We start from the raw sequence: 13795 nt of genomic DNA, 5'->3' as shown, positions 1-13795 counted from the left end.
CGGTCATTTTGGTTAAAGGCTGGAATATCTGGCAGGTCGGTGACGATGCCGTCTTTTTGTAAGTGAGCGATATGGAATCACCAGCGCGGGGATGTGTCAATTGTTTGATGGGTTGATTTTGATAGGTGGGATATTAACTGCTTCGGGAAATTGATTTAATGTCTTTTTGATACGACGCGACTGTAATCGATGTGTTATTTTTTGAAAACCGGCGAATCCGGACAGGCGATTTTCCGGTGACCGGCGGCGCGTTCGCCGCGCATCAGCGAAGCGCATCGGGTGTCGCCGGCAATCCGAAGGAGAGCGAAACTTGATGGGCGAGCAACCGGGCGGTGGCCCGCAAGCGTCGGCCGCGTGGCCGCGCGTCGCGGTGATCGCGATCGTGTTCCGTGGCGACGAGCTGATTCTGGTGCAGCGCGGGAAGGAACCGCAGAAGGGCAGCTGGGGCTTTCCCGGCGGCTCGGTCGAGCCGGGCGAGAGCCTGCACGACGCCGCGCGGCGCGAACTGATGGAAGAGACGGGCGTGCAGGCCGAGGTCGGCGAGCTGGTCGACGTGGTCGAGGTGCGCGAGTTCGATGCGAGCGGCCGGCATCACCACTACGTGCTGATCGCGCTGCTGTGCCGCCACCTGAGCGGCGAGCCGCGGCCCGGCGACGACGCGGTCGATTGCCGGTGGGTACGGATGCCGGACGGCATTCACGGGTTTTCCGGAGTTCTGGCGGATCACGTCGGCCGGGTCGGCCTGCGTGCTCACGAGATCAATCATTCCAATCGAGAGAGACGACAGCGATGAAACGAATGTTCCTGGGTGGTCCGTTCAAGTCCCTGGTGGATCCCGCGACCGGCACGATGTCCGCCGAGCACATCAACCAGTTCGGGCGCGTGATCGAGCATTTCGAGGGGCGCGGCTGGGACGTGCATTGCGCGCATCGGCGCGAGAAATGGGGCCGCGAATTCATGACGCCGGAGCAATGCACGCGCATCGACTACGAGCAGATCAGCCAGTGCGACTACTTCGTGGCGTTCCCCGGCGCGCCCGCGTCGCCGGGCACGCACATCGAGCTGGGCTGGGCCTCGGCGCTCGGCAAGCCGATCGTGCTGCTGCTCGAGGCCGGCCGCGACTACGCCTATCTCGTGCAGGGCCTGCACACGGTCACGCGCCTCGAGCGCGTCGAGTATCGCAACGGCGATCTCGATCCCGCCGCGATCGAGGCAGCCATCGCACGCCTGGAAGACGGGCGCTGATCATGCGCGCCCACTTCGCGAATCTCGACGAGCTCTACCTCGCCACGCTGCGCGACGTCTGCACCGCCTACGAATATCGCAACGCGCCGCGTGGGCAGGCCGAGCGCGAGATCATCGGCTACAGCGCGCGGATCGAGGACCCGCTCGCGCGCTTCTGCCGCCATGCCTCGCGCAAGCAGAACGTGGTGTTCAACTACGCCGAGGCGCTGTGGTACCTGTCGGGGCGCAACGACCTCGCGTTCATCGAGTACTACGCGCCGTCGATGGCGCGCTACAGCGCGGACGGCAAGACCCTGCCCGGCACCGGCTACGGCGCGCGGCTGCTGCATCTCGGCGAGGACGGCATCGACCAGATCGAACGCGCGATCGACATCCTCAAGCGCGACGACGCCGAGAGCAAGCGCGTCGTGCTGCAGATCTTCGACGGGCGCGAGGACCTCTACAAGCGCAACATCGACGTGTCCTGCACGCTCGGCCTGCAGCTGCTGCTGCGCGACGGGCGCCTGAACATGGTGGCCTTCATGCGCGCCAACGATGCCTACGTCGGCCTGCTCAACGACGTGTTCTCGTTCACGTTCCTGCAGGAATACCTGGCCTCGGCGATCGGCTGCGAACTCGGCAGCTACACGCACCACGTCGGCTCGGTCCACATCTACGACCAGAACCTGCTGCAGGCCGAGGCGCTGCTCGGGCCGCCCGGCACGGCCGTCACGGCGGTGGCGCCGCCGCGCATGCCGGCCGGCTGCGGGCCGGCTACGATCCGCCGCGTGCTCGATCACGAGGCGCGGATCCGCGCGGGGCAGGTGTCGTTCGCGGCGCTGCAGGACATCGACCTCGACCCGTACTGGCGCGACATCCTCGGGCTCTTCTGGGTGTACCGGCAGATTCGCGCCGACGCGCCGCTCCCCGACCGCTCGCTGAGCTTCCTTCACCCGTTCCATCGCGACTATCTGTTCAATCGCTGGGGCGAGACGCTGGCATTGCTGCACTGACAGGGCATACACGATGAAAACCGATTGGACCGAGGATCAGGTCTCGCGCCTGTTCGACGCCTACGACGATCGCGTGGAAGCGCATTTCGGCTACCAGCCGCTGATCGCCACGCTCACCGGCACGCAGGGCACCGCGATCCGCGTGCTCGACTACGGCTGCGGCGGCGGCAAGGTCTCGCGCCGGCTCAAGGCCGCGGGCGTGGCGCACGTGACGGGCGTGGACATCGCGCCGACCATGATCGAGAAGGCCCGGGCCGCCGGCGGCGCCGACGGCGACGGGCTCGACTACGCGCTGATCCGCAGCGGCAGCACGCCGTTTCCGGAGGCCAGCTTCGACGCGGCGGTGTCGTGCTTCCTGTTCATCAACGTCCCCGAGCGCGAGGAACTGGGCCGTATCGCCGCCGAGGTGTTCCGCGTGCTGAAGCCGGGCGGCCGGTTCTACATCCTCGACACGAACCCGCGCACCACCGGCGTCAGCTACCCGACGTTCCGCAACGGCCATCCGGGCGTGGTGTACCACGACGGCGACGAGCGGCCGGTGTTCCTCGACGTGCCGGGGCACGGCGTGTTCGAGATCGTCGATACCCACTGGGACACCACCACCTATCGCGAGATGCTGATCTCGGCCGGCTTCGCGATCGATTCGGCGAAGGCGCTCAGCGTGGTGGACACGGCACCCGCGCTCGACGGCGAGCCGGCGGTGGACGACCTCGGCGGCTACGCGCCGTTCGTGTTGTTCCAGGCCACCAAGCCGCGCGGCTGAGGCGCCGATGCGAGCCCCGAAGCGGCGGCCGGCGCGGCGCGCGATGCAGCCGCGCAGGCGGCGCGGCGCCGGCTTCGCCGGTCCGGCCAGACTGGTTGCGCGTACAACCAGGATGAGGCGTCCGCGCGGACGCGCATCGGCGCAGCGGATGCCGTCGCCATGATCGCCAACGTGCTCAGCATCGCCGGCACCGATCCGACCGGCGGCGCCGGCATCCAGGCCGACCTGAAGACGTTCTCGGCGCTCGGCGCCTACGGCATGTCGGTCATCACGGCGGTGGTCGCGCAGAACACCCGCGGCGTGCGCGGCTTCCAGACGCTCGATCCGGCCTTCATCGTCGAGCAGATCGACGCCGTGTTCGACGACGTGACCGTGCACGCCGTGAAGCTCGGCATGCTCGCCACCGCGGAGATCGTGGAGGCCGTCGCCGCGGCGCTGGCCCGCCATCGCGTCACCACCATCGTGCTCGATCCCGTGATGGTGGCCAAGAGCGGCGACCAACTGCTCGCGCCCGACGCGGTGGCGGCGATCCGCGAGCGGCTGGTGCCGATCGCCACGCTGATCACGCCGAACCTGCCCGAGGCCGGCGTGCTGCTCGACCGGCCGGCGCCCGCCTCGCCGGCGGCGATGCACGAAGCGCTGCCCGCGCTGCATGCGCTCGGCCCGCGCTGGGTGCTGCTCAAGGGCGGCCACCTGTCGGGGGCGGACAGCACCGACCTGCTGTTCGGCGCGAACGGCACCACCGAGCTGGCCGCGCCGCGCATCGCGACGCGCAACGATCACGGCACCGGCTGCACGCTGTCGGCGGCGGTTGCCGCGCTGCTGCCGCATCACCCGATGGAGGAGAGCGTGCGGCGCGCGAAGGCTTACCTGAGCGGCGCGCTGGCGGAATCCTGGCGGCTCGAGGTCGGCCACGGCCGTGGGCCGGCCCACCATTTTCACGCGCTCTGGCGTTAGCGCCGGACGATCCTGCCGGGGTACCGGCGCATCAAAAACCAAGGAAAAATCATGCGTCGAATGTTCTGCCGCTTCATGCTTGCCCTGGGATTATGGCTCGCGATCCTGCCTCACGCGTTTGCCGGCGCGCCCCAGCAGTTGACGGTCGCGCTCTATCCCTGGGTGCCCCGCGTCGATCAGTTCCAGCAGGCGATCGAGACGGAATGGAAGAAGGTCCACCCCGAAATCGCGCTGCAGTTCGTACCTGATAGCGAGTGGGACGGCGGCTATTCGGGCGATCCGCCCGCGAGCGCGGACGTCTACATCTACGACGCGATCTTCTTCGACTACTTCCGCAGCAAGAACTGGCTCGAACCGCTCGCGGCCAGCGAGGTGCAGAACATCGGCGACTACCTGCCCTATGCGATCGACGGCGTGAAGGTGGGGGACCGCTACTACAGCCTGCCGCAGCTGGGCTGCGCGAACCTGCTCTTCTATCACAAGAACGACGCGGCGCTCGCGGCCGCCACCACGCTCACGCAGGTCCACGCGGCGCTGCAGCAATGCACCTATACGAGCGAGATGCCGCCGGACCGGCGCGGGCTGATGCTCGACATGTCGGGCGGCACCACCAGCAGCGCGCTGTACCTGGACGCGGCGCACAGCCAGAACGGCGCCTATCCGCTGCCGCTGCCGTGGAGCGCGGCGCAGCTCGATCCGGACGCGGTGGCGAGCCTGCGCACGCTGCTCGCGATGGCCAGCTTCCCGAACGCGACGGCGAGCCTGCCGGGGCAGTACGACCGCTCGGTCTGGTTCAGCAACGGCGAGGGGCGCGCGGTGATCGGCTATTCCGAGTCGATGTCGGCGATGAGCGAGGCGACGCGCCAGGACATCGACTTCAAGATCATGCCGCTGTCCGACCACGCCGAGCCGCCGCTGTTCTACGCCGACGTGATCGGCGTGAACACCACCACCAACCTGCGCGGCACGCGCGCGCTGGCGGTGCAGCTCGCCAACGTGATCGCCGCCTCGACGACCATGCTCGAGAGCATCGGGCCGGACGCCAGCGCGGTGCCGCAATACCTGTTCGCCACGCGGCGCAGCGTGCTCGACACGCTGGCGGCCAGCTATCCGCTGTACGCGAAGATGAACGCGCTGCTCGACGCCGCCGGCCAGCCGGAGATGTTCAAGCTCGACGCGCAGGCCCGCAACTGGCTCGACACCATGAGCCCGCCGATCCAGCAGAGCGCGCAGGCCAACTACGTGTGCGGCTGCGATATCGACACCACGCGGCCGATCGCCGACTACCGCGCCGCGCAGGCGGTCTGCCCGGCCGTGTGCTCGGCGCAGGGCGGCTGGAACGGGCAGTGGACCAACCGCCAGCCGGCCGCGCCGGCCGGCACCTCGGCGTGCGGCTGCAACACCTGCCCGACCTCGGCGCCGACGGCCTCGATGGTGCCGGCGGCGCGGACGCTGAAGTTCGGGAAGTTCGCGCACTGACGGGGCGGCGCGGGCGCGGCTGGCTGGCGGTGGAGATGCGGCGGCCCCGGTAGCGGAGCGGCGCCTTCAGCGATGTTGAGGGAGCGGCTCTCGCGTGGTGCGCGGGCCGCCTTGGTGCGATGCGGCGGCGGCCCGTGTGCCGCAACACGCCGTCCCGCCCAGGCGCCGTCCACGCTCAGTCCTGCTCGGCCACCGCCTTGCCGACGCGATGGAACGCGCGTCCGAAGTAGATCAGCGCATCGCCTTCGCCGCGCACGCGGATCGCCGTCGCCTCGACGAACAGCACCGTGTGCGAGCCCACGTCCTTCATCTCGACGATCGTGCCCTGCACGCTCGCCAGCGCGTCGCGCAGCACCGGCAGGCCACCGGGGCCTTCGTCCCAGCCGGTCTGGCCGAAGCGCGCGTCCATCGGCAGGTTGGTCAGGCCCGCGAAGTGGCGGGCGAGCGGCTCGTGCTCGGCCGGCAGCACGTTCACGCAGAGCGAGCTGTGGCCCGTGAACGTCGCGTGCGTGCTGCTGCTGCGGTTCAGGCAGACGAGCAGCGTCGGCGGCGTGTCGGTGACCGAGCAGACGGCGCTCGCGGTCACGCCGCAGCGGCCGTGCGGGCCGGCCGTCGTGATCACGTTGACGGCGGCGCCCAGATGCGCCATCGCGTGGCGGAACAGCGTGCGGGCATCGTCGTCGGCACTCGCGCGCGAAGGGTCGGTCATGAGAACTCCTGAATCGAAAAGCATGACGAAACGACGGGCGGCGTGAAATGCTGCGCCGCGGAATTCGCCGGCCGGACCGGCAGTGTCGCGCGTCTCGTCGGAAAAATCGGGGAAACCCCTTGCATACCGGGGTTTTGGTCGACGCCGGGCCGCGCCTGTGCCGCGCCGCGTCGAGGAATGCCGAGCAAGCGGGCCGGGCGCGATCGGCTGGGGCGCCGGCCGGCGAGCGGTGGCCGCCGCGTGAGCGCGTTGGCGCGGGAACGTGGTGAGGGCGGTGAGGGCGGCACCGGCTCGCGAAGCCGGCTGTGAAGCGCCTTTGAGGCGTCCGGGCGCCGCGCGCCGTCTACTTCTCCGCCTCGAGCGAGCGCATGGTGCGCAGCGACGGGAACAGCCGCGTCCACAGCAGCGCGATCGCGATCGTGCAGGCCCCGCCGATCAGTACGGCCGGCTGTGCGCCCCACCAGCCCGCGGTGATGCCCGATTCGAATTCGCCGAGCTGGTTCGAGGTGCCGATGAACAGCGCGTTGACGGCACTGACGCGGCCGAGCATCTCGTCGGGCGTGCGCAGCTGTACGAGCGAGGAGCGCACCACCACGCTGATCACGTCGGCCGCGCCGAGCGTGGCGAGCGAGACGATCGACAGCGGCAGCCAGGTCGACAGCCCGAACACCAGCGTGGCGAGGCCGAACACCACCACGCCGCCGAACATCGCGATGCCCGGGCGCTTGCGCATCGGGTGCCGCGCGAACCAGAGCGTGCCGGCCAGCGCGCCGATGGCGGGCGCCGAGCGCAGCAGCCCGAGCCCCCACGGCCCGGCATGCAGGATGTCGCGCGCATAGATCGGCATCAGCGAGACGGCGCCGCCGAACAGCACGGCGAACAGATCGAGCGACAGCGCGCCGAGGATCGCCGGCTCGCGACGGATGAAGGCGATGCCCGAGAACACCGATTCGAGCGTGACGGGCGCGCGCGGCACCGGCTTGCTGGTCAGCTTCAACGTACCCATCAGGTAGGCGGCGCAGCCGAAGCAGACGATGCCGATCAGGTACACCACGTTCGGCCCGACGCCGTACAGCAGGCCGCCCGCGGCCGGGCCGATGATCAGCGCGGTCTGGGTGGCCGAGGTGGACAGCGCGGTGGCGCGCGGCAGCTGTGCGCGCGGCACCACGGCCGGCAGCAGCGAGGCGACGGTCGGGTTCTCGAACGCGCGCGCCGCGCCGAGGCAGACGGCGAGCGCGTAGATCATCGACGCGTTGAGCCAGCCGCCGAGCGTGCCGGCGAGGAACACCGCCGAGGCGATCGCGAGCAGCGTCTGGCAGGTGGCGACGATGCGGCGCCGGTCATAGCGGTCGGCGACGTGGCCCACCACCAGCGTCAGCACGAACATCGGCAGGAACTGCGCGAGCCCGACCAGGCCGAGCGCGTAGGCGCTTTTCGTCAGCGCGTAGATGTGCCAGCCGATCGCGACCGACAGCATCTGGAACGAGATCGAGGACAGCACGCGCGCGCTCCAGAAGCGTTGGAACGTGGCTTGCCGAAGCGCGTGGGGAGAAGGGCCGGACAGGTCGGTGGACTCGGGCATGGACGAAAGGCGATCGACGCGAAACGAAACGTGGAACGATCTGCGGCAGCTTGCCGCAGATCGCAAAACGGCAAGTGTAGATGAGTTCGCGCGGGCTTGCGGAATGATGGATGCCGATGTCTGGCGGCCGGGCGGGAGAGTCATGGCGCGGCGCATGCGCGGGCCGTCGTCCGGGCCGGGGAAACGGCGAACGGAACGGAAGCGGGACGACGGGAAGCGAGAGGGGCGACTGAACAGGAAAGGCACCGGACGGCGGTGCCGCGCTTTTCGTGGAGCGTGGCGCCTGCCGTCCTGCCGGATGCGTTGGTAGGCTCGATTGGATTCGAACCAACGACCCCCACCATGTCAAGGTGGTGCTCTAACCAACTGAGCTACGAGCCTGCGTGAGGCGCGAATTATAGAGAGGCCCGTGCGATGTTGCAAGCGCCCGATCGCGATTTCACGCGGGCTGCCCGCCGCCGGTTTCGCGGGTGCCTGCCGTGCTGCGTTCAGTGCGCCGTGTCGGGCTGCGCGCCGAGCGCATCGGCCAGGCGTGTCTCGAGAAATGCGAGCAGCGTGCGGATCGCGGTCGACCCCTGCCGGTGCTGCGGATAGACCGCGCTGAGCCGCAGCGGCGGGCTCGCGTGCGCGCCGAGGATCGCCACCAGCTCGCCGCGCGCGAGCGCCGGGCCGACGATGAACTGCGGCAGCAGCGCGATGCCGAGCCCGGCGATCGCCGCGTCGCGCACCACGTCGCCGTTGTTGGCCACCAGCGGCCCCTGCACGTCATAGGCGCGCCGCCCGCCGGCGGTATCGAATTCCCAGCCGTCGCGCAGCTCCTGCCCGTAGAGCAGGCAGGCATGGCCATGCAGGTCGGCCGGCGTGGCCGGCTCGCCGTGCAGGCGCCGGTAGGCGGGGCTGCAGCAGGCGATCATGCGCAGCGTGCCGAGCGTGCGCGCCACCAGCGTCGAATCGGCCAGCGCGCCGATCCGCAGCGCGAGGTCGAAGCCCTCGCCGATCAGGTCCACGCGCCGGTCGCTCAGCTCGACGTCGAGCCGCACCGCCGGATGCGCGGCCAGGAACTCGGCGATCAGCGGCGAGAGGTGGCTCATGCCGAACGACATCGGCGCGCTGATCTTCAGCGAGCCGTGCAGCTCGGTATGACGGGCCGACATCGCTTCCTCGGCCTGCGCGACCTCGGCCAGGATCCGCTGCGCGTGCGTGTAGAACGTCTGCCCCGATTCGGTCACGGCCAGCTTGCGCGTGTTGCGGTTCAGGAGGCGCACGCGCAGCGCCGCCTCGAGCGTGGCCATGCGCCGGCTGACGAACTGCTTGGACAGCAGCAGCTTGTCGGCCGCGCCGGTGAAGCTGCCGGCGTCCACCGTCGCGATGAAGATGCGGAGATCGTCGAGTTGCATGATTGTCCACCAAAATAGGACGATGATTATCTCATGGGCGATTTATTCATCAAGATGGTTGACTTAAGATGCATCCCATCGAGCAACGCCATGTCAACGGGACACGGCGGGCTCAACCGGAGATTCATCATGATCGAAGTCAGAAACGCCAGCGACCGCGGCCGTGCCGAACACGGCTGGCTCAGCTCCCGCCACACCTTCTCGTTCGCCAACTACTACGATCCGCAGCAGGTCGGCTTTTCGGACCTGCTCGTGATCAACGACGATCGCGTCGCGCCGGGCCGCGGCTTCGGCACCCATCCGCACCGCGACATGGAAATCCTCTCGTACGTGCTGGAAGGCGCGCTCGAACACAAGGATTCGATGGGCACCGGCTCGGTGATCGTGCCGGGCGACGTGCAGCTGATGAGCGCCGGCACGGGCGTCGCGCACAGCGAGTTCAACCACTCGCGTGACGACGGCGTCCACTTCCTGCAGATCTGGGTCGGGCCGTCGGAGAAGGGTGCGCAGCCGCGCTACCAGCAGGCCAGCGTCGACGCGGCGCGCAAGCGCGGCCGGCTGCAGCTGGTGGTGTCGCCCGACGCCGCCGACGGGTCGCTCGCGATCCGCCAGGACACGCGGATCTACGCCGGGCTGTTCGACGGCGACGAAACGGCCAGCCTTGAGTTGCCGGAAGGCCGCTTCGGCTATGTCCACGTGGCCCGCGGCAGCGTGGCGGTGAACGGCGTCACGCTCGGCGAGGGCGACGGCGCGCGGATTCGCGACGAGCGGACGCTGACGTTCTCCGCCGGCCGCGACGCCGAGGTGCTGGTGTTCGACCTGCGCCCGCTCGACGTGACGGCCGACTGGGCCTGAAACCTGGCCCGGCGCGACCTGGGCCGGCCCGTGTCGGTCCGGCCGGGTCCATCGTGTTTCGTTATTGATTTGCAGGACTAAGCGGCTGATGATGGCGGGACGCGGGGCCGACCTCGCGTTCCTTGTCTCGAAACCGGGGCCGTCATCGGCGCAAGGCATCATTCGACATCGTCAAACAAAGGATCAAGACCATGCGTTACCTCTCCCTCGACAAACAGAAAGACGGCGTGCTGCTGCTCGCCCGCGTGCTGCTGATGGTGCTGTTCGTGCTGTTCGGCTGGCAGAAGCTGACCGGCTTTGCCGGCACCGTCGGCTACATGGCGAGCGTGGGCGCGCCGGCGCCCGAGCTGTCGGCGATCATCGCGGTGGTGATGGAGTTCGCGGTGGGGCTGCTGATCGTGCTGGGCTTCTACACGCGCCCGCTCGCGCTGCTGCTCGCGCTCTACACGCTCGGCACCGCGTTCATCGGCCATCACTACTGGACCATGACGGGCGCCGAGCACTACGCGAACCTGATCAACTTCTACAAGAACGTCAGCATCGTCGGCGGCCTGCTCGCGCTGGCCGTGACCGGCCCGGGGCGCTTCTCGATCGACGGCCGCTGAGGCGGCGCGCACGGCAACCGGCCCGCGTTCGGCGGGCCGCACTTGTCAGGCCATATTCACCGGCCCTTACTTGGCGGGCCGCATTCATCGGCCCGCCATCACCGGTCCGCAGCCGTCGGCCAGCCAACCATCGGCCCGCCCGCGCGATCCCGCGCCGGCGGGCCGTGTCGCGTGTGGGCTCAGCGCGTCTCGCCGGCCGCGGGCGGCGCCGCGCCGGTCAGCGGAGTGTGCCGCACGCCGGACACGTAGAGCAGGATCAGCGACACCCACACGATGCCGTAGAGCAGCATGAAGCAGGTGGTGCGCACGGGGATGAACTCGAGCAGCGCGCCCCACAGCACCGGCAGCAGGAAGCCGCCGAGGCCGCCCGCCAGCCCGACGATGCCGGTCACCACGCCCATGCTGTCGGGGAAATCGTCGGCGACGTACTTGAACGTGGAAGCCATGCCGAACGCGAACACCACGCCGAGCACGAAGGTCAGCGCGACGAAGCCGGCGAGCGGCATGGCGATATGCAGCCGGGCCGTGCCGTCGATGGTGTGGATCACGAAATCGGTGGCCGGATACGACAGCAGGAACAGGCAGACCCAGGCGATCCACAGGCCGCGCCAGGTCACCGCGTGGGCGCCGAAGCGGTCCGACAGCGCGCCGCCGAGCGCGCGCAGCACCGAGCCCGGCAGCGAGAAGCCGGCCGCGAAGGCCGAGGCGGCCACCAGCGAGATGCCGTATTCGCGCGTCACGTACTGCGGAATCCACAGCGAGAGCGCGGTGAAGCCGCCGAACGTGACCGAGTAGTACTGGCAGAGCCGCCAGACGCGCGGGTCGCGCAGCGTGCGGAACGAGGCGACGAGCGAGCCGCCCTTCGCGCCCGCGCCGGGGTCGCGCGCCGCGGCGAACCAGAAGATCACCGCCGTGACGAGCAGCACCACCGCATAGGCGCGCGGCACGAAGCGCCAGCCGTAGGCCGCTTCGAGCGACGGCGTGACGAACAGGTTGACGGCCGCGCCCACCGTGCCCGCGCCGAAGAAACCCATCGCGAAGCCGCGCCGCTTGGGCGGGAAGAAGCGCGCCACGTAGGGCGTGCCGACCGCGAACGAGGCGCCCACGCAGCCGAGGAACAGGCCGATCACGAGGAACTGCCAGAGCTGCGTGGCATAGCTGATGCCGTACACCGGCACCGCGCAGACCACCAGCAGCGTGGTCATCACCACGCGCCCGCCGAAGTGGTCGGTCCAGATGCCGAGCGGCAGGCGCATCACCGCGCCCGTCAGCACCGGCGTGGCGGTCAGCAGGCCGAATTCGAAGTTGTTGAGGGCGAGGTCGGCGCGCAGCTGCACGCCGAGCACGCCGAACATCATCCAGACGACGAAGCAGACCATGAACGCGAGCGTGCTCGCGAAGAGCACCGACCATGCGCGCAGCGGGATCGTCTGCGCATCCGGCGACGAGCCGGCGTTGAGTTGACGAGTCATACACGACACTCCGTGTGGTTGAGGCGAGGTTCGCCGGGCCGCCGCCGCGCCCGCGACGTATTCGCGGCGCGGCGGCTGGCGTGGATTCGAGCAGTGCGATTTCGGGCGAGGTGGATCCGGCCGGCGCGACGATCGCGGCCCGGCCGGCGCAGCATCGGCACCGGCGGCCCGCCGCACGCGCCGGCCGTGAGCCGGGGCCGGGCGCGCATGGCCGTGCTCAGCGCTTGCGCACGAGCTGGTAAGGGCGCAGCAGGTAGCCGAGCGAGGCGATGCCGCTCCAGATGTGGACCATCCGCGTGAACGGCGAGACCAGGAAGATCGTGAAGCCGAGCAGGATGTGGAGCCGGTAGGTGAGCGGCACGCCCACGAGCAGGTTCGCGGCGTCGGGGCGGAACGTGACGATGCCCTTCACGTAGTCGGTCAGCTGGATGAACATCGCGCCGTCCATGTGGCGCGTCGACAGCACCACCGTGCCGAGCCCGAGCGCGAGCTGCGCCCACAGCATCAGCACGATCAGGATGTCGCGATGGCGGCTTTGGTGGCGCACGCGCGCGTCGCCGAGCCGGCGCGCGATCAGGATCGTGATGCCGACGAACGCGGCGAGGCCAGCCGTGCCGCCGCCGACCATCGCGATCAGCTGGTGCTGCGACGCCGACAGGAACGGCGAGACGAGCCAGTGCGGCATCAGGAAGCCGGCGAAATGCCCGACCACGACCACCAGCACGCCCCAGTGGAACAGGTTGCTGCCCAGGCGCAGCGCGCCGCGCCGCAGCAGCTGCGACGAGTCGCTCTTCCAGGTGTACTGGTCGCGATCGAAGCGGATCAGGCTGCCGACGAGCAGCACCGCGAGGCAGAGATACGGATAGATGTCGAACAGGAAGTAGGTCGAATAGGCGCTCATGATTGTCCCCTCGCGGAGGATCGGATCGGATCGTGGCCGGCGGCCGGGCGCCGGGCGTGGAAATGGATCGGTTGCGTGTCGGGTTCGGGGGCGCCCGGTACTGAGGTGGGTTCGCCGCCGGGCGCCGGCTTCGGCGCCGCGGCTCCCGCGCCGCCGAAGCGCACCGGCGCGTCGGCATGGGACGCGTCGAGTTCGCGCAGATCGGCCGGCGTCGGCGGGGCTGCCGCGTCGTCCACCGGCGCGTCCGGCGCGGGCGGCATCTGCCCGGGCGCGATGCCGGCCAGCGGCAGCAGCGCGCCGAGCACGAAGCCGTAATGGCTGCCGCGCCGCGCCAGCTGCTGCGCCAGCGCGAGCAGGATCGCGGCGGTCTCGCCGAGCAGCGCGGCCGCCTCCGGTGCCGGCAGCCGCGACAGGTATTCGAGGAACACCGGCAGGTAGTCGGGCAGTTCGCCGGGGTTTAGTGACAGCCCGTGGCGCTCGTAGGTCTGCAGCAGGTCCACCATCGCCTGGCCGCGGTCGCGCGATTCGCCGTGGACGTGCTCGAACAGATGCAGCGAGGTGGCGCGCCCGTGATCGAACAGGCCGACGTGGTTCTCCTGCAGCGTCAGCAGGTCGTGGCCGCGCAGATAGGCGTGGAAGCGCGCGAGGCCGGCCACGCTGGCAACCGTGGCCGGCCGCGCGCCGAGTTGCTCGCGCAGGCAGGCGTCGATCGAATCGAGCGCGTCGAGCAGCGCCGCGTCGGGATAGTCGAGCAGCATCGACAGCGCCGCATAGGTGATGGACGGCACGACAACGGCTGGCACGGCGGCGGCTGGCACGGCGGCGGCAGGCTCCACGG

General features: G+C 69.6%; 14 protein-coding genes and 1 tRNA gene. 8 read left to right on the top strand and 7 right to left on the bottom strand.

Annotated features, from left to right (window positions below; translation table 11 throughout):
* The first annotated feature begins 313 nt into the window (after positions 1 to 313).
* From BpN12_RS11330 to bcmE, 6 genes are all read left to right on the top strand, one after another.
* Positions 314 to 793, top strand: a complete 480-nt coding sequence (locus BpN12_RS11330; protein ID WP_246794693.1) for an NUDIX hydrolase — start codon at positions 314 to 316, stop codon at positions 791 to 793.
* Positions 790 to 1245: a nucleoside 2-deoxyribosyltransferase gene (locus tag BpN12_RS11325; protein ID WP_246792690.1), complete on the top strand. Its 456-nt coding sequence runs from the start codon at positions 790 to 792 to the stop codon at positions 1243 to 1245. The genes BpN12_RS11330 and BpN12_RS11325 overlap by 4 nt, the downstream gene beginning before the upstream one ends.
* A gap of 2 nt (positions 1246 to 1247) precedes the next feature.
* Positions 1248 to 2237, top strand: coding sequence for a thymidylate synthase (locus BpN12_RS11320; RefSeq protein WP_246792689.1), 990 nt, complete (start codon positions 1248 to 1250; stop codon positions 2235 to 2237).
* Between the two features lie 13 nt (positions 2238 to 2250).
* Positions 2251 to 3000 carry a class I SAM-dependent methyltransferase gene (locus tag BpN12_RS11315; RefSeq protein ID WP_042628688.1) on the top strand — a complete coding sequence of 250 codons (750 nt, stop codon included), beginning with the start codon at positions 2251 to 2253 and terminating at the stop codon, positions 2998 to 3000.
* A 159-nt stretch (positions 3001 to 3159) separates the two neighbouring features.
* Positions 3160 to 3957 (top strand): bifunctional hydroxymethylpyrimidine kinase/phosphomethylpyrimidine kinase, encoded by a 798-nt coding sequence (gene thiD / locus BpN12_RS11310; RefSeq protein ID WP_246792688.1) that lies wholly within the window; start codon positions 3160 to 3162, stop codon positions 3955 to 3957.
* 51 nt (positions 3958 to 4008) lie between these two features.
* Positions 4009 to 5436 carry a thiamine pyridinylase gene (bcmE, locus tag BpN12_RS11305; protein ID WP_246792687.1) on the top strand — a complete coding sequence of 476 codons (1428 nt, stop codon included), beginning with the start codon at positions 4009 to 4011 and terminating at the stop codon, positions 5434 to 5436.
* 175 nt (positions 5437 to 5611) lie between these two features.
* Here bcmE and BpN12_RS11300 read toward each other — a convergent pair whose 3' ends face one another.
* The 4 genes from BpN12_RS11300 to BpN12_RS11285 all read right to left on the bottom strand — a co-directional run bounded on the left by BpN12_RS11300 (position 5612) and on the right by BpN12_RS11285 (position 9124).
* Positions 5612 to 6145, bottom strand: coding sequence for a flavin reductase (locus BpN12_RS11300; RefSeq protein WP_246792686.1), 534 nt, complete (start codon positions 6143 to 6145; stop codon positions 5612 to 5614).
* A 343-nt stretch (positions 6146 to 6488) separates the two neighbouring features.
* Positions 6489 to 7727, bottom strand: a complete 1239-nt coding sequence (locus BpN12_RS11295) for an MFS transporter (protein WP_246792685.1) — start codon at positions 7725 to 7727, stop codon at positions 6489 to 6491.
* A gap of 304 nt (positions 7728 to 8031) precedes the next feature.
* A tRNA-Val gene (locus BpN12_RS11290) sits at positions 8032 to 8108 on the bottom strand.
* 107 nt (positions 8109 to 8215) lie between these two features.
* Positions 8216 to 9124, bottom strand: a complete 909-nt coding sequence (locus BpN12_RS11285) for a LysR family transcriptional regulator (protein ID WP_246792684.1) — start codon at positions 9122 to 9124, stop codon at positions 8216 to 8218.
* Positions 9125 to 9253: 129 nt separating this feature from the next.
* Here BpN12_RS11285 and BpN12_RS11280 point away from each other — a divergent pair, with 129 nt between their 5' ends.
* Together BpN12_RS11280 and BpN12_RS11275 are read left to right on the top strand one after the other, a co-directional pair.
* Complete coding sequence (locus BpN12_RS11280) at positions 9254 to 9979, top strand: pirin family protein (protein ID WP_246792683.1); 726 nt, start codon at positions 9254 to 9256, stop codon at positions 9977 to 9979.
* A gap of 191 nt (positions 9980 to 10170) precedes the next feature.
* Positions 10171 to 10584: a DoxX family protein gene (locus tag BpN12_RS11275; RefSeq protein ID WP_198256888.1), complete on the top strand. Its 414-nt coding sequence runs from the start codon at positions 10171 to 10173 to the stop codon at positions 10582 to 10584.
* Between the two features lie 179 nt (positions 10585 to 10763).
* On the opposite strand, the gene BpN12_RS11270 is transcribed toward BpN12_RS11275, so the two are convergent.
* The 3 genes from BpN12_RS11270 to narJ form a co-directional block, all read right to left on the bottom strand.
* Positions 10764 to 12056 carry an MFS transporter gene (locus tag BpN12_RS11270; protein WP_246792682.1) on the bottom strand — a complete coding sequence of 431 codons (1293 nt, stop codon included), beginning with the start codon at positions 12054 to 12056 and terminating at the stop codon, positions 10764 to 10766.
* Positions 12057 to 12273: 217 nt separating this feature from the next.
* The gene (gene narI, locus BpN12_RS11265; protein ID WP_246792681.1) at positions 12274 to 12957 is read right to left on the bottom strand and encodes a respiratory nitrate reductase subunit gamma; all 684 of its coding nucleotides are present in this window, start codon (positions 12955 to 12957) and stop codon (positions 12274 to 12276) included.
* A complete protein-coding gene (gene narJ, locus BpN12_RS11260; protein WP_425306309.1) occupies positions 12954 to 13793 on the bottom strand; it encodes a nitrate reductase molybdenum cofactor assembly chaperone in 840 nt (279 codons plus the stop codon). The genes narI and narJ overlap by 4 nt, the downstream gene beginning before the upstream one ends.
* Between the last annotated feature and the right edge of the window lie 2 nt (positions 13794 to 13795).

This window comes from Burkholderia perseverans, assembly GCF_022870505.1.
Classification (GTDB): Bacteria; Pseudomonadota; Gammaproteobacteria; order Burkholderiales; family Burkholderiaceae; genus Burkholderia; species Burkholderia plantarii.
This window is presented reverse-complemented; position numbering and strand designations above follow the sequence as displayed.